Source organism: Isoptericola sp. Y541 (genome assembly GCF_059445465.1).
Genome location: NZ_JCAIUJ010000001.1, coordinates 584,904 through 607,460, shown reverse-complemented (window position 1 = coordinate 607,460; position 22,557 = coordinate 584,904). Strand labels below are relative to the sequence as shown.

At 73.4% G+C, this 22,557-nt stretch carries 19 protein-coding genes and 1 pseudogene; 9 read left to right on the top strand and 11 right to left on the bottom strand.

Annotation, left to right across the window (positions count from 1 at the left end):
• Position 1: 1 nt before the first annotated feature.
• Together AC1C2V_RS02745 and AC1C2V_RS02740 are read right to left on the bottom strand one after the other, a co-directional pair.
• On the bottom strand, positions 2–2,386 hold the full coding sequence (locus AC1C2V_RS02745; RefSeq protein WP_495388030.1) for an LPXTG cell wall anchor domain-containing protein: 2,385 nt from the start codon (positions 2,384–2,386) through the stop codon (positions 2–4).
• Positions 2,387–2,547: 161 nt separating this feature from the next.
• The gene (locus AC1C2V_RS02740) at positions 2,548–3,033 is read right to left on the bottom strand and encodes a MarR family winged helix-turn-helix transcriptional regulator (protein WP_495388029.1); all 486 of its coding nucleotides are present in this window, start codon (positions 3,031–3,033) and stop codon (positions 2,548–2,550) included.
• Between the two features lie 87 nt (positions 3,034–3,120).
• Between AC1C2V_RS02740 and AC1C2V_RS02735 the strand changes: the two genes are divergently transcribed.
• Both AC1C2V_RS02735 and AC1C2V_RS02730 read left to right on the top strand, forming a co-directional pair.
• Positions 3,121–4,353 carry an MFS transporter gene (locus AC1C2V_RS02735; protein ID WP_495388028.1) on the top strand — a complete coding sequence of 411 codons (1,233 nt, stop codon included), beginning with the start codon at positions 3,121–3,123 and terminating at the stop codon, positions 4,351–4,353.
• A gap of 161 nt (positions 4,354–4,514) precedes the next feature.
• Positions 4,515–7,823, top strand: coding sequence for an efflux RND transporter permease subunit (locus AC1C2V_RS02730; RefSeq protein ID WP_495388027.1), 3,309 nt, complete (start codon positions 4,515–4,517; stop codon positions 7,821–7,823).
• A 94-nt stretch (positions 7,824–7,917) separates the two neighbouring features.
• Here the strand turns inward: AC1C2V_RS02730 and AC1C2V_RS02725 are convergent, their stop codons facing one another.
• Entirely contained in the window at positions 7,918–8,799 is an 882-nt protein-coding gene (locus AC1C2V_RS02725; RefSeq protein WP_495388026.1) for a DUF2705 family protein, read from the bottom strand.
• Positions 8,796–9,791, bottom strand: a complete 996-nt coding sequence (locus AC1C2V_RS02720; RefSeq protein WP_495388025.1) for an ABC transporter ATP-binding protein — start codon at positions 9,789–9,791, stop codon at positions 8,796–8,798. The genes AC1C2V_RS02725 and AC1C2V_RS02720 overlap by 4 nt, the downstream gene beginning before the upstream one ends.
• A 299-nt stretch (positions 9,792–10,090) precedes the next feature.
• Here AC1C2V_RS02720 and AC1C2V_RS02715 point away from each other — a divergent pair, with 299 nt between their 5' ends.
• Complete coding sequence (locus tag AC1C2V_RS02715; protein WP_495388024.1) at positions 10,091–10,966, top strand: Bax inhibitor-1/YccA family protein; 876 nt, start codon at positions 10,091–10,093, stop codon at positions 10,964–10,966.
• Between the two features lie 31 nt (positions 10,967–10,997).
• Here the strand turns inward: AC1C2V_RS02715 and AC1C2V_RS02710 are convergent, their stop codons facing one another.
• The 3 genes from AC1C2V_RS02710 to AC1C2V_RS02700 are packed head-to-tail and all read right to left on the bottom strand — an operon-like array spanning position 10,998 to position 13,244.
• Positions 10,998–11,744: a hypothetical protein gene (locus AC1C2V_RS02710; protein ID WP_495388023.1), complete on the bottom strand. Its 747-nt coding sequence runs from the start codon at positions 11,742–11,744 to the stop codon at positions 10,998–11,000.
• Positions 11,741–12,355, bottom strand: a complete 615-nt coding sequence (locus AC1C2V_RS02705; protein ID WP_495388022.1) for a TetR/AcrR family transcriptional regulator — start codon at positions 12,353–12,355, stop codon at positions 11,741–11,743. The genes AC1C2V_RS02710 and AC1C2V_RS02705 overlap by 4 nt, the downstream gene beginning before the upstream one ends.
• Positions 12,348–13,244 (bottom strand): alpha/beta fold hydrolase, encoded by an 897-nt coding sequence (locus tag AC1C2V_RS02700; RefSeq protein WP_495388021.1) that lies wholly within the window; start codon positions 13,242–13,244, stop codon positions 12,348–12,350. The genes AC1C2V_RS02705 and AC1C2V_RS02700 overlap by 8 nt, the downstream gene beginning before the upstream one ends.
• A gap of 147 nt (positions 13,245–13,391) precedes the next feature.
• Here AC1C2V_RS02700 and AC1C2V_RS02695 point away from each other — a divergent pair, with 147 nt between their 5' ends.
• The gene (locus tag AC1C2V_RS02695) at positions 13,392–13,820 is read left to right on the top strand and encodes a YciI family protein (RefSeq protein ID WP_495388020.1); all 429 of its coding nucleotides are present in this window, start codon (positions 13,392–13,394) and stop codon (positions 13,818–13,820) included.
• Positions 13,787–15,139 carry an RNA polymerase sigma factor gene (locus tag AC1C2V_RS02690; protein WP_495388019.1) on the top strand — a complete coding sequence of 451 codons (1,353 nt, stop codon included), beginning with the start codon at positions 13,787–13,789 and terminating at the stop codon, positions 15,137–15,139. Before AC1C2V_RS02695 ends, AC1C2V_RS02690 begins: the two co-directional genes overlap by 34 nt.
• Before the next feature lie 84 nt (positions 15,140–15,223).
• On the opposite strand, the gene AC1C2V_RS02685 is transcribed toward AC1C2V_RS02690, so the two are convergent.
• Positions 15,224–16,168 carry a DMT family transporter gene (locus AC1C2V_RS02685; RefSeq protein WP_495388018.1) on the bottom strand — a complete coding sequence of 315 codons (945 nt, stop codon included), beginning with the start codon at positions 16,166–16,168 and terminating at the stop codon, positions 15,224–15,226.
• An 84-nt stretch (positions 16,169–16,252) separates the two neighbouring features.
• Here AC1C2V_RS02685 and AC1C2V_RS02680 point away from each other — a divergent pair, with 84 nt between their 5' ends.
• Positions 16,253–17,182: a LysR family transcriptional regulator gene (locus AC1C2V_RS02680; RefSeq protein WP_495388017.1), complete on the top strand. Its 930-nt coding sequence runs from the start codon at positions 16,253–16,255 to the stop codon at positions 17,180–17,182.
• A 58-nt stretch (positions 17,183–17,240) separates the two neighbouring features.
• Complete coding sequence (locus AC1C2V_RS02675) at positions 17,241–17,642, top strand: FKBP-type peptidyl-prolyl cis-trans isomerase (protein ID WP_495388016.1); 402 nt, start codon at positions 17,241–17,243, stop codon at positions 17,640–17,642.
• Positions 17,643–17,726: 84 nt separating this feature from the next.
• Here AC1C2V_RS02675 and AC1C2V_RS02670 read toward each other — a convergent pair whose 3' ends face one another.
• Entirely contained in the window at positions 17,727–18,971 is a 1,245-nt protein-coding gene (locus tag AC1C2V_RS02670) for a class I SAM-dependent methyltransferase (RefSeq protein WP_495388015.1), read from the bottom strand.
• Between AC1C2V_RS02670 and AC1C2V_RS02665 the strand changes: the two are divergent.
• Positions 18,931–19,080: pseudogene (locus AC1C2V_RS02665) on the top strand (Rdx family protein); the annotation flags it as partial. The gene AC1C2V_RS02670 and the pseudogene AC1C2V_RS02665 overlap by 41 nt on opposite strands.
• Before the next feature lie 302 nt (positions 19,081–19,382).
• Here AC1C2V_RS02665 and AC1C2V_RS02660 read toward each other — a convergent pair.
• Positions 19,383–19,796 carry a DUF5997 family protein gene (locus AC1C2V_RS02660; RefSeq protein ID WP_495388014.1) on the bottom strand — a complete coding sequence of 138 codons (414 nt, stop codon included), beginning with the start codon at positions 19,794–19,796 and terminating at the stop codon, positions 19,383–19,385.
• A gap of 54 nt (positions 19,797–19,850) precedes the next feature.
• Between AC1C2V_RS02660 and AC1C2V_RS02655 the strand changes: the two genes are divergently transcribed.
• A complete protein-coding gene (locus AC1C2V_RS02655) occupies positions 19,851–20,822 on the top strand; it encodes a LysR substrate-binding domain-containing protein (RefSeq protein WP_495388013.1) in 972 nt (323 codons plus the stop codon).
• Between the two features lie 22 nt (positions 20,823–20,844).
• Here AC1C2V_RS02655 and AC1C2V_RS02650 read toward each other — a convergent pair whose 3' ends face one another.
• Positions 20,845–22,380: an ATP-dependent DNA ligase gene (locus AC1C2V_RS02650; RefSeq protein ID WP_495388012.1), complete on the bottom strand. Its 1,536-nt coding sequence runs from the start codon at positions 22,378–22,380 to the stop codon at positions 20,845–20,847.
• Between the last annotated feature and the right edge of the window lie 177 nt (positions 22,381–22,557).

Genomic DNA, 22,557 nt, shown 5'->3' with positions numbered 1-22,557 from the left:
CTCAGCGGGTCCAGCGTCGGCGCAGCAGCACCAGGGCCAGCCCGGCCAGGAGCAGCGCGGCCGCGGCCGGGGCCAGCCAGGCCTGGTTGAACCCCGTGGCGGGCAGGCTCCCCGGCAGGGGAGCCGCCGCGAGCTGCGGCGCGTCGGCCTGCGGCGGCGGGGGTTGCCGGTCGACGCGTCCGGCCGCGTCGCCGCGGTCGTTGCCGGCGCCACCCTGCTCGGTGGTGCCGTCGTCGTTCCCGCCGCCGTTGCCGTCGTCCGGCGGGTTGGTCGGGTCGGGGTCGGTCGGGTCGGGCTCGTCCGGGGGGTCCGTCGGGTCGGGTTCCTGCGCCTGCAGGGCGGGACCGCCGCCGAGCCAGACCACACTCTCGGCGTCGGCGGCGAGAGTGCTGACCGCCTGGCCCGACTCGGGGGCCGCCGCGGCGTTCGGCACGCTCACGGCCTCGTAGGTGGAGCTGCGCACCGTCCTCGGGAGGGTGGGGTGCTCCTGCTCGAACTGCTCGGCGGAGACCGGGTCGCGGGGCGACTCGGCGAAGTCGACGCCGCCGCCCACCTCGATCCAGAACTCGCCCTCCTTGTTCTCCCACGTGTACCGGAACTGCACGGTCTGGAAGTCCTCGACGTACTCTTCGAAGACCGCCTGCGGGTCCCACTCGGTGCGGGCCGGCCAGTCGGAGACGTCGCCCCCCTGGATGACGTCGTGGAACACGCCCGGGTGCTCGGCGTCCCGCTCCCGGAGCCACTGCGCGGCCACGCGCGCGGTGTACACGCGGCGCAGGTCGGCGAAATCCGGGGCCGTGTTGACCTCCTCCTCGAGCTTCGGCCCGACCACGTCCTCCATGACCTCGAAGTTGTGCTGCAGCACCTCCTCGGGTGCGGTGCAGGCGGGCCCGCCGGGGCCCGGCGTCGAGATGTCCATCCGCTCGTGCTGCACCTTGAGCGGGGCGTCGAGGATGTACAGCTGGTCGCCGTCGACGCGGACCGTCGCGGGGTGTGGCTCGATCCAGATCCGGTACGAGTCGAAGCACGGCACCCCGTCCTCGGTGCGCTCCAGCGCCTCCCAGAACTCCGTGCCCGTCTCGCTCTCCGGCCGCATGAGGTCGGTGTGCGACCGCTTGAGCTCCAGGTCGGCCTCCAGGAGCACGCGGCCGGCGTCGGTGCTTGCGAGCTCGTCGTCGATGACGGTGTCGGGGGTGTCCGGGTTGAGGTTGACCCAGAACTTGCCGGGGTCCAGCGACAGCCAGGTGAAGAGGGCGTCGGAGGACAGGCCGACGGCGGCCTCGCCGCCGGACGACGGCTCCGCCTCGCCGTCGTCCGGGAGCTCCCCGGCGGAGAACGCGTACTGGAAGTCCTTGTCTTTCGGATTCTCCGAGACGTAATGCAGCTCGAGCGACGTCCAGTCGATGCCGCCCGGCCTACGGGTCCCGAACCCCTGACGCCGGTTGTCCTGCTCGATGTCGTTGCGGATCTGCTGCCCCTGCCGGGCGTCGGCCGCGTTGCGGCCGGACTGCCGCGCGAGGTCCTTCGCCGGGCCGCCAGTCGGGTTCTTGGGGCTGGGGGACATCTCGTTGCCCACAGGCTTGGCCGGGTTCGTCGGCACCGCCGTCGACCGGAGCTTGGTGTGCTCGATGCCGTACTGCTGCAGCAGCCGCACGCGCCCGGGCGGCGGGTCCTGGCTGAAGATGTACACGACCCGCCAGCCCTTGGCCCGCAGAGCCTGGTCGGCGCGGAGCTGTTCCAGCTTCAGGGGTGAGTTCCCGGACTTCAGCTCGTACGCGATCTTGAGCTTGCGGTTCACCGAGTCGTAGCGGCGTTCCGAGCCCAGCTTCTCCTCCGACCAGAGCTTGTTGTCCTCGCACATCCAGTCGGCGCCGCCGAGCTTGAGGCGCTTGGCGACGTTCCGGTGGAAGCCGTCGCCCCGGTAGTCGTTCGACACGGCCGGGATGTACACGTTCCGCCAGCGACCCCAGTCCCAGTCGCCCTCGTAGGCCTTCCAGCGGCGCAGCAGGTGGTCCTCGGTGCCCGGCGTGTAGTCCTTGTAGCTGCCGGTCAGCTTGTCGAGCTCCGCCTGGGTGGGTTCCGCGCGGCCATTGAGCTTCTCGGCGGGGTTGTCGTACTCGTAGTCGTCGATCGTCTCGTCGTAGGCGTCGGGGAGCCCGCCTCCCGGCAGGTCGGCAGCATCGGCGATGCCCTCGATGCCCTCGATGAGCTCGTCGCACTGCACGTTGAACTTCGGTGCGCCCTCGCTGTCGGCGCCGGGCACCAGCACGAGCGAGACGGCGAGCGCCAACGCGGTGGCGATACAGGCCGCGACTGCGCGTCGCAGGCGGCTGCGCCTCGCGGCGTCTCGTGCGCTTTCGTCGACCTCATTGGCGTTGACGCTCACGACGCTCTCCTTCGAAGCGGGGGCTCAGCATGCGGGTCGGTGAGTTCCCGGGCGGCCGCGCCGCGGGCAACGTTCTCGACGGTAGCCAGGAGCGGCGAGTCCCGCGACCGGGACAATTGTTGCTGAGAGCAAACGAAAGCGGGCGAAGGTGCGGGCGCGAATCAGCCGGCGGAGGCGCCGCGCTTGTAGGCGTCGAGATCGGCGTTGAGGCGCTCGACGAGCTCGGCGAGCAGGGCGCGGTCGTCGGCGGTCCAGCCGTCCAGCACCGCCGCGTAGGTGGCGCTGCGCTGCCGGCGCTGGGCGGCGAGCGCGCGCCGGCCGCTGTCGGTCGCCGCGACGACGACGGCCCGGCCGTCCTGCGGGTCACGGGAGCGCTGCGCGTGGCCGGCGCGTTCGAGGGCCACCACCTGGCGGGTCACGGTGGAGGCGTCGATGCCGAGCCGGTCGGCGAGCGCGCGCACGTGCTGCGGCCCGCCGTCGCGCAGGGCGTGCAGCAGCAGGTACCCGGAGCGGTCGAGGTCGTCACGCCCCCCGCGGACGGTCGTGGCGGCGCTGGTGCGCTCCGCCCGGCGCAGCAGCTGGGCGAGGCCGAGCTCGACGCGCGCGAGGGTGTCGGTCGCAGAACGGTTGCTCGGGGAAGCGGTCATAGGTGTATTCTACAGGTATGTACCTGCATCATGCAGGTAAATGAGCGCCTCCGAGGGTTGCAGCCGTGGGGCAGGAGTGAGGAGTCCGTGGCAGGCAGACGCAACGAACCGAACAAGACGGCCATCTACGCCACGGCGCTGACCGCTTTCTTCGCGATCGCCGGCATCGCCGTCGTCGATCCGATCCTGCCGATCATCGGCGCAGAGATCGGCGCCAGCACGTGGGAGATCGAGCTGCTCTTCACCGCCTACATCGCGGTGATGGCGGTCGGCATGATCCCGGCCGTACTCGCCACCGGGAAGTTCGGGTTCAAGAAGATCCTCGGCGCGGGCGTCACGCTCGTCGCGATAGCGGCCATCCTCGCGGCGCTGAGCACCTCCATCGGCCAGCTCGCCGCGCTACGCGGCCTGTGGGGCCTGGGCAACGCGATGTTCTTCGCCACCGCGATGGTGCTGCTCGTCTCGCTGGCCGACGACCGCGAGTGGGTGGTCGGCATCTTCGAGACCTGCGTGGGTCTCGGGTTCGCCGTCGGCCCCCTCATCGGCGGCCTGCTCGGCAGCATCAGCTGGCGCGTGCCGTTCCTCGCGTGCGGCCTGTTCATGATCGTCGCGCTGGCGATGTCGATCACGAAGCTCAAGGACCCGGCCGAGAAGCCGACCCAGCTGCACGTCGGCCAGGTCTTCTCCCTCTTCCGCAGGCCCGCGTTCCTCGCGCTCGCCGTCGTGACCGCCGCCTACAACTTCGTGTTCTTCGTGATCCTCGGCTACACGCCGATCTTCCTCGGGCTCGACGTCGTGCCGCTCGGCCTGGTCTTCACCGCATGGGGCCTGGGCCTCGCCTTCGGCATCCTCGTCGTGGGCCACAAGCTCGCGCACACCATCGGTTCGGTGCAGACGCTGGGCGTCGCCGTCGGCGGCGTCCTCCTCATGACGGTGCTGCTCGCCCTCGGCCTCCCGACGGCGGCCTCGATCGTCGTGCTCGTCGTCGCGGGGGTGTTCATGGGCATCGCCAACGCGATCCTCACCGACCTGTCGCTGGCGCTGGGCGACCCCGACCGCCGCGTCACCACCGGCGCCTTCAACCTCGTGCGCTGGGGCTTCGCCGCCCCGGCCCCGGTCATCGCCGGCCTGCTCGCCCCCGCCGGCCTCGCGCTGCCCTACTGGGTCGGCGCCGCCGTGCTGCTCGTCGGCGCCGTGGTCTTCGTCGTGACGGCGCACCGCATGGCCGGCCCGCTCGGCGAGCGCGTGCTGTGGTCGCGGTGGAACCGCGCCGCGCGCGCCGTCGAGGGCACGCCCGAGGAGGCCGTCGCGGAGCTCTGACCCCGCAAGGACGAAGGCGGGCGCCGGGCGGGAAGCCGCCCGGCGCCCGTCCGTCCTTCCGAGGATGTCGCGGGAACTCCGGGCGCGTATCGTCCGTTCAGCCCCTGCGTCACGACAGCGGAGTCGTGCCCCACCTGCCGACCGCCCCGACTGGAGTGAGTGTGTTCCGACTTGCCCGCATTTCCCTGGCGAACCGTGCCGTCGTCGCCCTCGCGACGATTGCGATCTTCGTCTTCGGGGTGCTGAGCCTGGGTTCCCTCAAGCAGGAGCTCATCCCGTCGCTGGAGCTCCCGGCCGGCGCCGTCGTCGCGGTGTACCCCGGTGCCTCGCCGGAGGTGGTGGAGCAGCGCGTCACCGAGCCGCTCGAGGCCGCCGCCGAGTCCGTCGAGGGCATCGAGTCCGTCGGCTCCACCGCGTCCACGGGCAGCTCGGTCACCACCGTGCAGTTCGTGTACGGCACCGACATGGACGCCGCCGCGCAGCGGCTCCAGACGGCCGTCACCCGTGCCCAGTCGCAGCTACCCCAGGACGTGGAGCCGCAGGTGATCACGGGCTCGCTGGACGACCTGCCCGTCATCCAGCTCGCCGCCGCCGGAGCCGACGACTCCCTGGACGCCGCGGCGCTCGCGGACACCGTGGAGAACGTCGTCGTGCCGGCCCTCGAGGACGTCGACGACGTGCGCTCGGTGGCCGTGACGGGCGGCGAGACGGACCAGGTGCTGGTCGACGTCGACACGAAGAAGCTCGCGGCGGCAGGCCTGACCACCGACGACGTCACGTCCGTGCTGAAGGACAACGGCGTCGTGCTGCCTGCGGGGACCATCACCGACGACGACGTCACGTACTCCGTGCAGGCCGGGTCCAGCATCGACAGCGTCAAGGAGCTCGAGCAGCTCCCGCTGGTCGCCGACCCCGCTGCGGGCGCGACGACGGGCGGTGGCGACGCCACCGGCGGCACCACCGGCGAGATCGGGGACGGCACGGCCGCCCCGCCCGAGCCCGCAGAGCCCACAGAGCTCGCCGACGTCGCCAGCGTCGAGGTGGCCCCGGTCGAGGCAACCTCGCACTCCAGGCTCGACGGCGAGCCGTCGCTCGGCGTCGCCATCACCAAGACCCCGGACGGCAACACGGTCGACGTCTCCCACGCGGTCCAGGACGTGCTGGACGAACTGAAGCCGGAGCTCGACGCCGCCGGCGTCACCACCGCCGTCGTCTTCGACCAGGCGCCGTTCATCGAGGAGTCGGTCGAGGGCCTCGCCACCGAGGGTGGTCTCGGCCTGCTCTTCGCCGTGATCGTCATCCTCGTGTTCCTGGTCTCCCTGCGCTCCACGTTGGTGTCGGCCGTGTCGATCCCGCTGTCGCTGGCCGTGACCTTCGTGGTCATGAACGCCACCGGGTACACGCTGAACATCCTCACGCTGGGCGCGCTCACCATCTCGATCGGCCGCGTCGTCGACGACGCCATCGTCGTCATCGAGAACATCAAGAGGCACCTGTCCTACGGCGAGGACAAGAAGGAGGCGATCCTCACCGCCGTGCGCGAGGTGGGCGGCGCGATCACCGCGTCGACCGTGAGCACGGTCGCGGTCTTCCTCCCGATCGCGCTGGTCGGCGGCATGGTGGGCGAGCTGTTCCGGCCGTTCGCGGTGACCGTGGCGATCGCGATGCTCGCGTCGCTGGTCGTGGCACTGACGATCGTGCCCGTGCTCGCGTACTGGTTCGTCAAGGCGCCCGCCGTGGCCACCGACCCGGCCGAGGCCGAGCGCGTCCGCGAGGCCGCCGAGGCCAAGGAGCGCCGCGGTCTGTGGCAGCGGGCGTACGTGCCCACCCTCGCGGCGTCGCTACGCCACCGGTGGGTGACGCTCGTCGTGGCGGTCGTCGTCCTGGGTGGCACGCTCGCGCTGGTGCCGCGCCTGGAGACCAACTTCATCGGGGACTCCGGCCAGGACACCGTCACCGTGACGCAGACCTTCGAGTCCGGCGCTGCGCTCGAGGCCCAGGACGCCGCCGCGACCGACGTCGAGGACGCCCTGGCCGAGGTGGACGCCGTCGAGAGCATCCAGACCACCGTCGGCACGGGCGACGCCGCGCAGGCGGCGTTCATGGGCGGCGGCTCCGCGCCGCAGGCGACGTTCGCGATCACCCTCGACCCGGACGCCGACGGCGCGGCCGCGCAGGAGGAGATCCGCGACGCGGTCGAGCCGCTGACCGGCGGCGTCACGACCGACGTCAGCGTCTCCGGAGGCGACTCCGGCTTCGGCTCCAGCACCGTGGACCTGGTGGTGCAGTCGCAGGACGGCGACGACCTCGAGGCCGCGGCCCAGCAGGTCACCGACGCGGTGTCCGACCTGGACGGCGTGGCCGAGGTGTCCAACGACCTCTCCGCCGCGCAGCAGGTGGTGCAGGTGGACGTGGACCGCGAGAAGGCGGCCGCGGCCGGGCTCACCGAGACCCAGGTCTCCGGCATCGTCGCGGGGGCCATGGGCCCCGAGCAGACCGCCGGCGAGGTGGACCTCGGTGACGGCCCGATCGACGTCGTCGTGAAGACCGGCGACGCCCCGGCCACGCTGGGCGAGATCGAGGACCTCGAGCTCCCCACGGCGGCCGGCACGGTGCCGCTCACGGACGTCGCGACGGTCGAGAAGGTGGATGTGCCCACGTCGATCTCCCGCACCGACGGCGAGCGCTCGGCGACCGTCTCCGTGACCCCGGAGACGCAGGACGTCGGCACGCTCAGCGCCGACATCACCGCCGCGACCGACGACCTGGACCTGCCCGCGGGCGCCACGGTCGAGATCGGCGGTGTCGCCGCGGACCAGGCGGACGCCTTCGCCGACCTCGGCCTGGCGCTGGTGGCCGCGATCGCCATCGTCTTCCTGGTGATGGTCGCGACGTTCGGGTCGCTGGTGCAGCCGCTGATCCTGCTGGTGTCGGTGCCGTTCTCGGCCACGGGCGCGCTGCTGGCCCTGCTCGCCACGAACACCCCGCTGGGCGTCCCGGCGCTCATCGGCGTGCTGATGCTGGTCGGCATCGTCGTGTCGAACGCCATCGTGCTCATCGACCTCATCAACCAGTACCGGGACCCGTCGAGGGAGCACCCCCGGTCGCTCGAGGAGGCCGTGCGCGAGGGCGCCCGCAAGCGCCTGCGCCCCATCGTCATGACGGCGCTGGCGACGATCTTCGCGCTGACGCCGATGGCGATCGGCCTGACGGGCGGCGGGTCGTTCATCAGCCAGCCGCTGGCGCTCGTGGTCATCGGCGGGCTCATCTCCTCGACGCTGCTCACGCTGTTCGTGGTGCCCGTCCTGTACTCGCTCATCGAGGGGCGCAAGGAGCGCCGCTCGGGCAAGCGCGCGATCCGTGCCGAGCGCCGGGCGCAGAAGGCGGCCCATCGGGCCGCGGCCAAGGCCGAGCGTGCTGCGATCCAGGCGAAGCTCGCCGAGGAGAAGGCGGCGGGCACGGCTGTTTGAGCCTGTCGAAACCCGCTGGTCGAGCCTGTCGAAACCCGCTGGTTGAGCCTGTCGAAACCCGGTCGACAGGCTCAACCAGCGGGTCCGAACCGCTTCAGGCGTCCCGGCGCTTCAGCGTGATCGCCGCCGCCACGAGCAGCACGACCGTGTAGCCGGCGAGGACGGCGTAGCCGACCCAGGGGTCGAGCAGGGTGTCGGACGATGGGCCCGTCGAGATGATCCGCTCGCCGGCGACGCTGGGCAGCAGCTTGTTGACCCAGTCCGTCCAGGCGGCATCCGAGGCGGCGACGACGATGTTGAAGATGATCGGGAGCACGAAGAAGATCGCGACCAGGGTGAAGATCGCCCCGGCGGAGTGCCGCAGCAGGGTGCCGACCGCCAGCGAGAACGCCGCGACGGTCGCGAGGTAGAGCACGCACCCGAGAAGCGCGCGCAGCTGCTCGCTGTCGGACAGGTCCACCGACAGGTTCGCGGCGTCGAGGATCGGCAGCGTCACGAGGTAGGCGGCCGCCAGGGCCACCGCCACGACCACGACGGTGGCCAGCACGACGACGACGAGCTTGGCCCACAGCGCGGGCAGCCGCTTCGGGACGGCGGCGAAGGTGGACCGGATCATCCCGGTCGAGTACTCGTTCGTCACGACGAGCGCCGCGAGCACGGCGACGGCGAGCTGCCCGAACGAGTAGCCCAGCGTGATCACCGTCGTGCCGGTCATCCCCAGGGACTGGAACCCGGGGTCGCTGTTCATCCCTTCGGACATCTCGGCGTTGTCGGCCGACACCCGCATGATCGCGGCCATCATCAGAGCGAACCCGACCATCACCACCACGGTGATGATCACCGTCCACACCGTGGAGCGCAGGGTGCGGAACTTGATCCACTCGGACCGCAGCACGCGAGCGAAGGTCACACGGTGCACGGTGACCGTCGGCGGCCTGGTGTCGGGCGCGGAGGTCGTGCGGGTCGCGGCGGTCATCGGGCCTCTCCCTGGCTCGCCCCGGCGTCCGGCGCCGGCGGGGCCTCCGGCGGGGCGCTCGGCGGCGGCCCCGACGCGGCCGCGACGTCCTCCGCGTGGTACTCGACGGAGTCGGCGGTCAGCTCCATGTAGGCCTCCTCCAGCGTGGACGCCTGCGGCGTGAGCTCGTGCAGGACGATGCCGGCCGCGGCCGCTGCCTCGCCGACGCGCGCCGCCTCCAGGCCGGCGACCTCGAGCACGCCGTCGTCGCCCGGTGTCACCTCGACCGTCCCGTCGCGCCGCAGCGCCTCGGCGAGGTCGGCCGCCTGCGGCGAGCGCACGCGCACCGTGCGTCGCGACGCGCCGTCGAGCAGCTCCTGCACCGAGGTGTCGGCGAGGATGCGACCCCGGCCGATGACGATCACGTGGTCGGCGGTGAGCGCGACCTCGCTCATGAGGTGGCTGGACAGGAACACGGTGCGCCCCTGGCCGGCGAGGTACCGGGCGAGGTTGCGCACCCACAGCACGCCCTCGGGGTCGAGGCCGTTGACGGGCTCGTCGAGGATGAGCGTGCGCGGGTCGCCGAGCAGCGCGACCGCGACGCCGAGGCGCTGCCCCATGCCGAGGGAGAAGCCCCCCACCCGCTTGCGGGCGACAGGGGCGAGCCCGGTCAGCTCGATGACCTCGTCCACGCGCGAGGTCGTGATGCCGTGGGTGGCCGCCAGCGCCTGCAGGTGCTGGCGTGCGGTGCGGCCGGGGTGCGCCGCCTTCGCCTCGAGCAGGGCGCCCACCTCGGCCAGCGGCTCCGCGTGCCGGGCGTACGGGCGCCCGTTGACGGTGACGCTGCCCGCCGTCGGGCGGTCGAGGCCCACGATCATCCGCATGGTGGTGGACTTGCCTGCCCCGTTGGGGCCGAGGAAGCCCGTGACCACGCCCGGTTGCACGGTGAACGTCACGTCGTCCACCGCGAGCTTGGATCCGTATCGCTTGGTCAGGCCGTGTGCTTCGATCATGTCGCCCCTCGGGGTGCCGTCGTCGCGGGAGCACGGGTCGTTCCCGAGCCTACGTGCCGGTCACGGCTACGTCACGAGCAGCGGGCGGGTGATCTGGGCGGGTGATCCGTGCGGAAGGACGATCATGCGGTCATGCGATCCGACGACCTCGACCTGGCGCTGCGGGCGGCGCTCTCCGCGGGAACGTATCGCGGGGGCCGTGCGTTGCCTACGATGGATCGCACGCACGGCCAGCGACCCGGCCCTGTCCGCCGACGCCCTGTCGGCGGGGACCCGGCAGCCGCGACCAGGAGGAGTTCATGAGCAACCCCGTCTTCTCGAACAGCGCCGTCTTCGGCGAGCCGCGCCGCAACGGCGCGCGCCGCGGAAGCGCGGCCACCGCGCCGCCGCAGCCGCAGTACGGGCAGGTCGCTTACGGTGCCGGCACCGCGGCGCCGGCCGCCGACGCCACGTCGCTCGAGTCCATGTACGGCGCACCGTCGGCCACGACGGCCGACACCAAGCGCCTCACCTACGACGACGTGATCATCAAGACCGGCGGGCTGCTCGCGCTGCTCGTCGTCGTCGCGGTGGCCACGTGGAACTTCGCGCCGACCCTGTGGCCGATCGGCATGATCGCCGGCCTCGTGCTCGGCCTGGTCAACGCGTTCAAGAAGAGCCCGAGCCCGGCGCTCATCGTCGCGTACACCGTCGCCGAGGGCGTATTCCTCGGCGGGATCAGCATCGTGTTCGCGCAGGCCGCCGTCGGCAGCTCGGGTGAGCCGCTGGCGCCGATCGTGCTGCAGGCCGTCGTCGCGACGATGGCGACCTTCGCCGCCGCGCTGTTCCTGTTCAAGTCCGGCAAGGTGCGTGTCACGCCGAAGTTCACGCGCTGGCTGCTCGTCGCGATGGTCGGCTACCTGGCGTTCTCGCTCATCAACGTGGTCCTCACGTGGACCGGTGTGCTGGATGGCTGGGGGCTGCGCTCCGGCCCGATCGGCATCGTCGTCGGCCTGGTCGCGGTCGGTCTCGCCGCGATGTCGCTGATCATGGACTTCGACTCCATCAAGCGCGGCGTCGAGCAGGGCGTCCCGGCCAAGTTCGCCTGGTCGGCCGCCTTCGGCCTGATCGTCACGCTCGTCTGGCTGTACCTGGAGATCCTGCGCCTGCTGGCGATCCTCCGGGGCGGCGAGTAACGCCCAGGGCGATCCAGGAGCGCACGGCCGGTCATCCTGCGGGGTGGCCGGCCGTCGTCGTCCTCCCGGGCGCGGCGACGACCCGCGCGACCGTCCACGCCACGAGGAGCAGGCCGGCCGCGACCAGCACGCCGTGCGCGACGCGGACGGCCGGGGAGCCGAAGAACTGCGGCAGGTACAGCACGAGGCCGGCGGCCAGCACGACGCCCGCCCACCGGCCGAGCGGGCCGGCCCGCCACAGGGCGACCGCCATCAGCACGCCCGATGCGGCGACGAGGGCCAGCCCGACGCCGAACAGCGCCATGGCCGCGGGCTGCTCGCGCAGCACGTCGACGTCGGCGAGCAGGGCGGCGTCGCCCGTGCGCAGCGCGGCCTGTGCGATCGTGCGGATGCCGAAGATCTCCGCGCCGTAGTAGAGGGCGCACAGGCCCGCGCCCGCCCAGGCGGTCACGACGGCCGCCGTCGCGGCCCGGCCACGGGTCGTCGGGCGGCCGCGCAGCACCGCGCGCAGACCGAGGAAGGTGGGTGCGAGCAGCCCGAGCCCGGCGATGCCGCACAGGTGCGCGAGGACCCAGCGGTCGGACGCGAACCCTTCGGCGAGCGCGAGGCTCGCGACGGACTCGTCGGGCCAGGGGCGTAGCACCGGGAACAGCAGGAGCAGGACGCCTGCGGCGGCGGCGCCGACGGCGGTCCAGCGGGCGGTGCGGCGAAGGTCGGCCGGTCCGGGGGGAGTGGACGGGCCGGCCGTGGTGACGGCCGGCGTGATGGGGACGGTCATGGTCGCTCCTTGGGGAGAGTGGGCGAGGCGTTGCCCAGGGCGGTGACACCGGCGACGAGCATGTCGACCAGCACGTCGAAGCTGCGGTCGAGGTCCTCGGGCAGGCGGAACCCGTCGGCGAGCTCGAGCGTGACGAAGCCGTGGATGCCGGCGCGGACGGTCCGCACCGCGTCGATCGTGCGCTCCTGCGGCAGCCCGAAACCCCGCAGCGTCGCCGCGACGAGCGTGACCACGCCGACTCCGGCAGCGCGGTGCTCGGCCTCGTCGGGGGCGTCCGGGTCGGGGGCCATCTGCGTGGCGGCGTACCGCCCGGGGTGCTCGAGGGCGTAGGCGCGCCAGGCCCGGCTGAGGCCGCGCAGGGCGTCAGGGCCGGCGCGGCCGATCGTCGCGGCGGCGGTCGCGGTCGCCATCTCCTCGAGGGCGACCACCGCGATGTGCCGGCGCAGGGCCGCCAGCGAGCCCACGTGCTTGTAGAGGCTCGGGGTGGCGACGCCGGCCGTGGCGGCGACCTTCGCGAGCGTGAGGTCGGTGAGCCCGGTCGGCCCGCCGTCGTCCACCAGGCCCAGCGCGATGCGGACCACGGCATCGCGGGAAAGGCCGACCCTAGGCACGGGTTTCCTCCTCGCCGGTGCCGTTCTCGTGCGCGCGCCGCCCTGAGTCTGTCGAAGGGTCGAGACCCGTGAGGAAGTCGAGCAGCGCCGGCGCGACGACGTCCGGCGCCTGGTGCTGCGTGTAGTGCCCGACGCCGGGCACGAAGAGGGAGCGTGCGTCGAGCGCGGCGCGCATGCGTTCGAGCTCGGCGCCCGCGTCCTTGTAGTCCGGGTCGAGCTCGCCGACGACGACGAGCGCGGGAGCCTGGACGCGGGGCACCTGCGGTTCGACGACGGAATGGTCGAGGGAGACGGCGAGGTGGCGGAACGAGCGCAGGTGCGCCGGGTCGGCCATGCTGCGGCGGATCTCCGCGACGTGTTGCGCGTGGCGCGGCGAGCGACGGCCCTTGGAGAACATCGACGTGTAGAGCCAGGCCCAGACGGCGCCGCCCCAGGGCCGGGCGAACGCCGCCCGGTACAGCAGGCGGTAGACCTGCAGCAGGGCGGGGGAGTTGGGCTCGCGCAGGTGCGGGGCGAGCAGCGCCAGTCCGCGCACCAGGTCGGGCCGCTCGGCGGCGGCCCACACGGCGGCGGAACCGCCCACGGAGCTACCCATCAGCACGGCGGGGCCGGAGTCCAGGTGCTCGACGAGCGCGACGAGGTCGGTGCCCGTGACGTCGTCGCCGTGAGTGGAGAACGTGGTGTCGGAGTCACCGTGGCCGCGCAGGTCGGTGACGACCACGCGGTAGCCGGCGCCGGTGAGCTCCGGGACGAGGTCGTCGAAGGTGGCGCGGAGATCCCCCATCCCGGGCACGGCGACGATGAGTGGGCCGGCGCCCGAGTCGGTGTAGGCGATGCGCCCCTCGGGTAGGCGGAGGTACTGGACCGAGGTTCTCTGCTGAGTAGCCATAGCCGCAAAGCTAAGCCCATTAGCTAGATGCGTCAAGGGGTGGCGCAAACAAAGTTCGGGACGGGTGTCGATCCTGCGGTTCCCCGTTCGACCTGGGGATGAGAAAGTCACCACGAGGGTGACCGCGATCACGACAGGAGCAGGACCATGGCCAAGTACATGCTGATCATGCGAGGCACCGACGAGGGTCAGGCTGCCTACGAGCAGATCGACTTCACCAAGGTCATCGAGGACATGGGCAAGTACAACGAGTCGATGATGAACGCCGGCGTGCTGGCGGCGGGCGAGGGTCTGTCGGACGCCTCCGAGGGGTCGGTGGTCGACTTCTCCTCCGAAAACCCGGTCGTCACGGACGGCCCCTACGGCGAGACGAAGGAGCTGTTCAACGGCTTCTGGATCCTCGACGTCGCGTCCAAGGAGGAGGCCATCGAGTGGGCCAAGCGGGCGCCGCTCAGCGGCCCGGGCACCAAGCTCGAGGTGCGCCGCGTGCACGGGGCCGAGGACTTCCCGCAGGACAACGAGTGGATCCAGAAGGAAGAGGGATGGCGCGAGCAGCAGGCGCAGCGCGCCGAGTGACCGGGTCCACCCCCGACGACGGAGGCCGCGCCGACGGCGCGGCCTCGCGTCGTGCCGTCGAGGCCGTGTGGCGCATCGAGTCCAGCCGGATCGTCGGCGCGCTCGCCCGCTACACGAACGACTTCGCCCTCGCCGAGGACGTCGCGTCCGAGGCGCTCGCGGAGGCCCTGGTCGCGTGGCCGCGCGACGGCATCCCGCGCGACCCCACCGCGTGGCTGCTCGCGACCGGCCGCCGCCGGGCGATCGACGCGTTCCGGCGCCGGGCCGGGCGCGACGAGCGGTACGCCGCCCTCGCCCGGGACCTGGACGAGGGCGGCGTGGTCACCGGCGGGCCGGGAGTCTCGGGCGCGGCGGCCGAGGAGCGCCCCGACCTGCTGTGGGACCCGGACCGCATCCCCGACGACCGGCTCGCGCTGCTGTTCGTCGCCTGCCACCCCGTCCTGGCGAAGGAGGCGCGCGTCGCGCTGACCCTGCGGGTCGTGGGCGGCCTGACGAGCGAGGAGGTCGCGCAGGCGTTCCTGATCCCGGTGCCGACCGTGCAGGCGCGCATCACGCGGGCCAAGAAGACGCTCGCCGCCGCGCGCGTCCCGTTCGAGGTGCCGGCCGCGGAGGACCGGGCCGAGCGGCTCGGCTCCGTGCTCAACGTCCTCTACGTGATCTTCTCCGAGGGGTCGTCGGCGTCGGGCGGCGACGACTGGATGCGCACCGACCTCGCGGCCGAGGCCGTGCGGCTGGCGCGCGTGCTGAGCCGGCTGATGCCCGACGAGCCTGAGGCGCAGGGGCTGTTGGCCCTGCTCGAGCTCACGGCGGCCCGCTTCCCGGCCCGCACCGGGCCGGACGGTGAGCCGGTGCTCCTCGAGGACCAGGACCGCCGGCGCTGGGACCGGTCGGCCATCACGCGAGGGCGGGCCGCCCTGGCGCGGGCGGTCGCCGTCGGGCGCGGCCTCGGGCCGTACGGGCTGCAGGCCGCGATCGCCGAGCAGCACGACATGGCGTCGTCCGTCCCCGCGACCGACTGGGACCGGATCGTGCTGCTCTACGAGGCGCTCGGCCGGGTCGCGCCGTCGCCTGTCGTCGAGCTCAACCGCGCCGTCGCGGTCTCGATGGCGCACGGCCCGGCCGCCGCCCTGCCGCTCGTCGACGAGCTGGTCGCCACCGACGCGCTGCGCGGCTCCTACCTGCTGCCGTCCGTGCGGGGGGAGCTGCTGGCGCGGCTCGGGCGGGCTTCGGAGGCGAGGGCCGAGCTGGAGCTGGCCGCCCGCCTGTGCGGGAACGCCCGCGAGCGCGGGGTGCTGGAGCGCAAGGCCGCCGCCCTCTGACCCGCGAACTGTCAGGACCAGGACCATGGATTCATGCTCTAGAACCTGACAACTCGCGGGCGGTGAGAGTTGTCAGGACCACGTTCACGGGATCGTGGTCCTGGTCCTGACAAGTCGGGGGAGGGTCGCGACCGCGACCCCTGCGAGCGCGAGCGCGCCGCCCAGGAGCACGATCGCGGTCGGGACCTCGTCGAGCAGCAACCAGGACATGAGGACCACGAGCGGCGGGGCGGCGTACGTCGCGGACGCCGTGCGGCCGGCGCTCGTGCGGCTCAGGGCGTAGCCCCAGGTGCAGAAGGCGATCGCCGTCGGGAAGATCCCGAGGTAGACGATGCCCAGGATCGACGACGTCGGCGCGACGGCGACCTGCGTCACCAGCGCGGGGAGGAAGGGCAGCGCCGCCACGGTGCCGGCGAGGCAGCCGATCCAGGTCATGGTGAGGGCGTCGAGGTGCGGCAGCAGGCGCTTCTGCAGGGTGGCGGCGCCCGCGTACAGGACCGCCGAGGCCAGGGCGAGCACCACGCCGACGGCGTCGAAGCGGCCGGTCGACGTCGCGATCGCGATGACGAGGACGCCGGTGAACGCCACACCGATCCCCACGAGCAGCCGGCGCGGGAAGCCCTCGCCGAGCAGGATCCCCGCGAGGACCGCGACCAGCATGGGCGAGATGTTGACGATCAGGGCGGTGGTGCCGGCGTCGAGGTGCTGCTCGGCGGCGTTCAGCGTGAGGTTGTAGCCGCCGAACCACGCGACGCCCCAGACGAGCACGAGCACCAGGACCCGGCCCCGCGGCAGCCGCACCGGCGTGCGGCGGTAGGCCCGCGCCGTCAGGACCATGAGGGTGAGCGCCACGGTGCCGACCGCGACGCGGCCGAGGGTGAGCGCGCCGGCGTCGAAGTCGTGCCCGACGGCGCGCACGCCGACGAAGGCCGAGGCCCAGAGCACCACGGTGACGGCCATCGCGGCCACGGTCAGGGCCCCGCCGGTGCTGCGGGGCCGGCCGGGCGCAAGGGGGGTGGTCGTCGTCATGACGACGATCGTCTCCCGAGAGGTATCGTCAGCACCAGTTCACATACCTACCGAACCATTCAGTCCCACTGTAGTGTCGTGTCCATGCTCGACGTCCACCGCCTCCGCATCTTCCGTTCGGTCGTGGCCAGCGGCTCCGTCGCCGCCGCGGCCGCCAACCTCGGCTACACACCCTCCGCCGTGAGCCAGCACGTCTCGGCGCTGCAGCGCGAGACGGGCCTGCAGCTGCTCGCCCGGCACGGCCGGGGCGTGCGGCCCACCGCCGCCGGCCAGGCGCTCGCCGCGCAGGCCGACGGGCTGCTCGCGCGGCTGGGGGAGGTGGAGACGTTCGTCGCCGATCTGCGTTCCGGGCGCTCGGGCAGCCTTTCCATCGCCTACTTCGCGTCCGTCGGTGCGGCCTGGCTGCCGTCGGTGGTCAGCACGTTCACGACCCTCTATCCCGGGGTGCGTCTCGACCTCGTGCTGACCGAGGAGATCCCGACGGACCCGTCCCGTCGCGCCGACCTGCAGCTGGCGGTCGCGCAACCGAACTTCACGCCGGGCGCGGGGACCACCGCCCACCACCTGCTGGAGGACCCGTACGTCGCCGTGATCCCCGAGTCGCACCCGCTGGCAGGCCGGGAGGAGATCGAGCTCGTCGAGCTGGTGGGCGAGCGGTGGATCGACAACGACTTCGCCCGCGGCTGGTGCCGCCGCAACCTCCTCGAGGCATGCCGTGCAGCGGGCTTCGCGCCGACGTTCGCCGTCGAAGCCCACGACTACCGGACCGCGGTGGCCTTCGTCGCGGCCGGCATCGGGATCACGGTGCTGCCGGCCCTCGGTTCGGCGCACCCGGCGCCCGGCACGGTCGCGGTGCCGGTGGTGCGCCCCGTTCCCGTGCGGTCGATCTACGCGCTGGTGCAGGACGCCGTCGCCGACGCGCCGCCGGTCGTCTCGGTGCTCGAGGCGCTGCGGGCCGTGGCAGCGGCGTCGGTGCGGCAGTCGGTGTGGGAGACCGTTCGGCAGCCCGCGTAGGCTTGTCGCGCACTCCGCCGGGAGCTCCGGCGGCCCCCGACGAATTCGAGGTACCCCTGTGAGCACGCTCCCCACCGCCACCGGCAGCTTCGGCGACAAGCCCGAGATCACGTTCCCGGAGGGCGACGCGCCCGCCGGCCTGCAGGTGCAGGTGCTCGAGGAGGGCACCGGCCCGGTGGTCGACTCCGGCCGCACCATCGTCGTCAACTACCTCGGCCAGACCTGGGCCGGCGGCGTCTTCGACAACTCCTACGACCGTGGCGAGACGATCGACTTCCCGATCGGCGTGGGCGCCGTCATCGGCGGCTGGGACAAGGGCCTCGTGGGTCGCAACGTGGGCGACCGCGTGCTGCTGTCCATCCCGTCCGAGCACGGCTACGGCCAGCGCGGCGTGCCGCAGGCCGGCATCCCCGGCGGCGCCACGCTCGTCTTCGTCGTGGACGTCGTCGACGTGCGCTGATTCCCGCTTGTTGAGCCTGTCGAACCCGCCGCTGGTTGAGCCTGTCGAGACCCGGCCCGTGGTTTCGACAGGCTCAACCAGCGTTCAGCGCCGGCGGGACCGGGTCACCGTGAACTTCGGGTTCTGGGCGATCTGCACGGTGGGCCCGACGGAGCGGGCGAGCGCGGGCCGGTACTGCCGGGCCGTGTTGAAGACGCACCACAGCTCCCCGCCCGGGCGCAGGGCGCGGCCCGCCGCGCGGAACATCCGGTGCGCGGCGTCGGAGCGCACGGCGGCCCGGTCGTGGAACGGCGGGTTGAGCAGGATCAGGTCGGCGCTGGTCTCCGGGAGGGAGGCGCCGGCGTCGTCGCGCAGCGCGACCACCCGGTCGCCGACACGGTTCGCTGCCGCCGTCGCGAGCGTCGAGGCGACGGCCGCGGCCGAGCTGTCGACGGCGACCACCCGGGCGGCCGGGTAGCGGTGGGCGAGCACCACGGCGAGCAGGCCGGAGCCGGAGCCCAGGTCGACGGCGTCGCGGACCCGGTCCGTGGCGGGCCACTTGTCCGCCGTCGTGAGCAGGAAGCGGGTGCCCAGGTCGAGCGCCGTGCCGGCGAAGACCCCGCCGTGGGCGACGACGTCCAGGTGCGGCACGCCCGCCGCGGCGGCGAGCTCGGGGTCGGCGAGCCGGGCGGTGGCGGGGTAGGTGAGCGGGGCGTCGCGTCGCCCGGGCCGCACGCCCGTCGCCACCAGCGCCCGGGACTTCTGCCGGGCCAGCGTGGCGCGCACGTCGGTGAACGACGCGGCGAGCACGTCGTTCATCCCGCGCGTCATGTGCTTCACGCGTCCGCCCGCGAGGACGACGACGTCGTCGGCTGCGTACCGCGCGACGAGCTCCGCGATCTCCGTGAGCTCCGCCAGGGACTTCGGGAGCTGAAGCAGGACGAGCCGGGCGCCGGAGAGCAGCTGCTCGCCCAGGGCGTCGCTGACGGTGACGCCGGCTCGCCGGGCGTCGACGACGTCCGGCAGTTCGGCGTCCGCCAGCTGGTGCTCGATCGCGGCCTGCGTGGTCGCCAGGTCCGCGTGCGTGCGCACGTCCGGCGCGCCCAGCGCGAGGGCACCGAGGGTGAGGGCGCCGAACCGGTCGCCGAGCACGACGACGTCGCCGGGCCCGGCTGCGGCGAGCAGGGGGCCGGCCTCGTCGAGGAGCAGCCGGTCCGTGGCGTCGACGGCGACGGGCCCGTCGGCGCGGTGTCCGTCGTCCGGCCACGGGATCAGTGCGTCGAGGACGACGTCGAGGTCGCCGGACGGCGTGGCGGGGTCCGGGGTGAGGCCAGGGTCGGGGGTGTGCACCCGACCAGTCTCCCTGACGACCGCCGGCGTCGCGATCACCTGCTGCGCGCAGTGCCCGTGGCTGACGCGGGCCGCGTGGGTGGCGCAGGAGTTGCTGCAGGCCTTCCGCACCCGGCTCGGGGAGGTCGCGCTGGTGCCCGCCACCGGCGGGGTGTTCCGGGTAGAGCTCCGCCCGGGCGACGGTCGGGACGCCGTGCCGCGCTGTGGGATCGGGCCGCCCAGGGCGGGGTCCCCGAGATCCCGCCGCTCAAGAAGGCGATCCGCGACGCCGTCGCGCCCGACCTCGCCCTCGGGCACACGGACCGGGTGGCTGCGCGAGACTGACGTGCGAGTTCGATCACTCGGTTCCAGTTCGGCCGGCGTACGGACCGAACTCGCACCATCTGACCGAACTCGCGTCTTGTCGGCGGATCAGTGCTTGGTGCGCCGCCGCGCCTCGCGCTCGGCCTGCTCCGCAGCGTGGGCCTTGACGCGGTCCTCTTCCTCGCGCACCTTCGCCGCCGTCGCGCGCTCGTCGAGGAGCCACTGCGGCGGGTCGTCGCGCAGCTCGTTGATCTGCTCGGTGGTCAGCGCCTCGCTGACGCCGCCGCGCGCAAGCCCGGCGATAGAGACGCCCAGGCGCCCCGCGACCACGGGCCTCGGGTGGGGGCCGTTGCGGCGCAGCTCGGCGAGCCACTCCGGCGGGTTGGTCTCGAGCTCCTCGAGCTCGGCTCGCGTGACGCCGTGCTCCTGGAACTCGGGCGGCGTGGCGGGCAGGTACACCCCGAGCTTCTTCGCCGCGTTCGTCGGCTTGAGGACCTGCTGAGAGAAGGGGGTTCCGGCCATGGGTACCAGGGTAGTCGCGGCAGGCCGCCCGCGACGCCCACGTAGCCTGGTCCTGTGAGCGAGCAGCCGGCCGATGGCCCCGACGACGCCCCCGAGGCGACCCCCGACGACGCGGGCGACGCGGGTGACCTGGGTGACGTTGGCGACGTGGGTGACGTTGGCGCCGCCGCGACCTTCCGCCTCGCGTACGTCACCGGCGTGACCCCCGGCCGGTGGGCGCGCACGTGGCGCGACCGCCTGCCGGACGTCCGGCTGGAGCTGGTGCAGGTCGAGGCCGGCGACGCGGTCCCCGCGCTCACCGACGGGCGGGCCGACGCGGCGATCCTGCGCCTGCCGGTCGACAAGGACGTGCTGCACGCGATCCCGCTCTACGCCGAGCTGCCCGTGGTGGTGGTCTCGCGTGACCACCTGCTCGCGGCGGCCACCGAGGAGGAGGTCGTGCCGGCCGCCGACCTGGAGGACGACGTGGTCTGGCTGCCCGCAGACGACGTCCTCTACCAGGGTGGCGCCGAGGTACCGGGGCGGGCGCCCGAGGCGTACGACGACGGCGCGGGCGGGCTCGTGGAGACCGAGCGGCCGGCCACGGCCGCGGACGCGATCGCGCTCGCCGCCTCAGGTGTCGGTGTGACGATCGTGCCGATGTCGCTGGCGCGGCTGCACCACCGCAAGGACGTCACCTATCGCGTGCTCGACGGCGGTCCGGAGGCACCCGTCGGGCTCGCCTGGCCCGTCGACGGGGGCTCCGACCTGGTCGAGGAGATTGTGGGCATCGTCCGCGGGCGGACGGCGAACAGCTCGCGGGGGCGCGGCGCCCCGGACGAGGGCGGCGGCAGCCGCGAGGACCGCCGGGCCCGGCGGCGCGAGGCGCAGCGGGAGGCCAAGGCGTCCGAGGGCGGGGGTCGCGGCACGGATGGCGCCGGCCGCGGTCGCGCCGCCGGCCGCCCCGGGGGACGGCCGGCGGGTCGTCCTGGTCGCCCGGGCCGGCCGGGCAGCAGCGGGAGGCCCGGGCGCCGCGGCGGCCGCTAGAACGGGCAGCTAGTACAGACGGCTAGGTGCCGAGGGTGCGCACCGTCTCGACGGTGTCGGCCTCCGCGGCCGTCTTGTCGTCGCGATAGCGCACCACGCGGGCGAAGCGCAGCGCCATCCCGCCGGGGTAGCGCGTGGAGCGCTGCACGCCGTCGAAGGCGATCTCCACCACCTGCTCGGGCCGCACCGTGACGACGTACGACGTCCCGTCCGCGGGGGACGTCGCGAGCTCGGTGAACCGCTGCGTCTGCCAGGCGAGCATCGCGTCGGTCATGCCCTTGAACGTCTTGCCGAGCATGACGAACCCGCCGGTGGCGGGGTCGCGGGCGCCCAGGTGGATGTTGGAGAGCAGGCCCTCGCGGCGCCCGGAGCCCCACTCGACGGCCAGCACCACGAGGTCGAGCGTGTGCCGCGGCTTGACCTTCACCCAGCCGGCGCCGCGGCGCCCGGCGGCGTACGGCGCGTCGAGCGCCTTGAGCACCAGACCCTCCTGGCCCGCGGCGACGGTGTCGGCGAAGAACCGCTCGACCTCGCCGACGTCGGCCGACACCAGCCGCGGCACCACGACCTCGGGCGGGAGCACCCGGTCCAGCACCGCGAGGCGCTCGGCCGCGGGCGCGTCGATGAGGTCGGTGCCGTCGTGGTGCAGCACGTCGAAGAAGCGCACGCTCAGCGGCACGGCGGCGCTGCCCGCCTCGGCGTCGTGGCTGCCCGTGCGTGCCGCGGTCTCCTGGAACGGGCGGGCGCGGCCGGCGGCGTCGAGCGCGATCGCCTCGCCGTCGAGTACCACGGTCCGCACGTCGAGGGAGCGGGCGACGGCGACGACCTCCGGCAGCCGCTCCGTGACGTCGTCGAGGGAGCGCGTGAACACGACGACCTCGTCACCGGTGCGGTGCACCTGCACGCGGATCCCGTCGAGCTTGGTGTCGGCCGCGACCTCGGCGCCCCCGAAGCGCTCGAGGGCCGTGGCGACGTCGGGCGCCGACGACGCGAGCATCGGGCGCACGGGCCGCCCGGGCTCGAGCCGGAACGCCTCCAGGGCGGGCGCGCCCCCGGAGAGCGCGGCGCGCGCGATCGGGCCGGTGAGCGCGCTGAACATGGCGGCGCGGCGTACGACCGGTAGCGGTACGTCCGCCGCGGAGGCGATCGCGTCGAGCAGCAGCGAGTCGAGCGCCCCCTGGCGCAGCTCGCCCAGCACCAGGCGGCGGACGAAGTCCTGCTCGTCGGCCGTGGCGCGCGCGAACAGTTCGTCGACGGCGGCCCGGCGTGCGGCCTGGGAGCCCGCCCCCGCCAGCCGCTCCAGGTGCGCGAGGGCGGCGTCGACGTCCTGGGGGCTCAGCGACGGCTCGTCGGCCGGCGACGGCAACGACCCGAGCGTGCGCCAGCCGAGGCCGGTGCGGCGCTGGCGCGGACGCCCCGACAGGAACGCAGCGACGATCTCGACCTCGTCGCCCGGGTCCGCGGCGCGCAGGGCGCCCGCGAGCAGCTCGCGCTTGCGCAGCCGCGAGCGCGTCGCGGCGACGGCGGCGTGCGTGGTGACCAGCTCGGCGAGCAGCACGCGTCGATCGTCCCACCCGACCCCGACGCTGTCGCGGTGCCGTCGTGCTGCGGTCGTGCTGCGGTCGTGCTGCGGTCGTGCTGCGGTCGTGCTGCGGTCGTGCTGCGGTCGTGCTGCGGTCGTGCTGCCAGGAGCAGAAGGCCGTGCGGCCCGGCCTCGCGCCTGCGACCGTGGGGC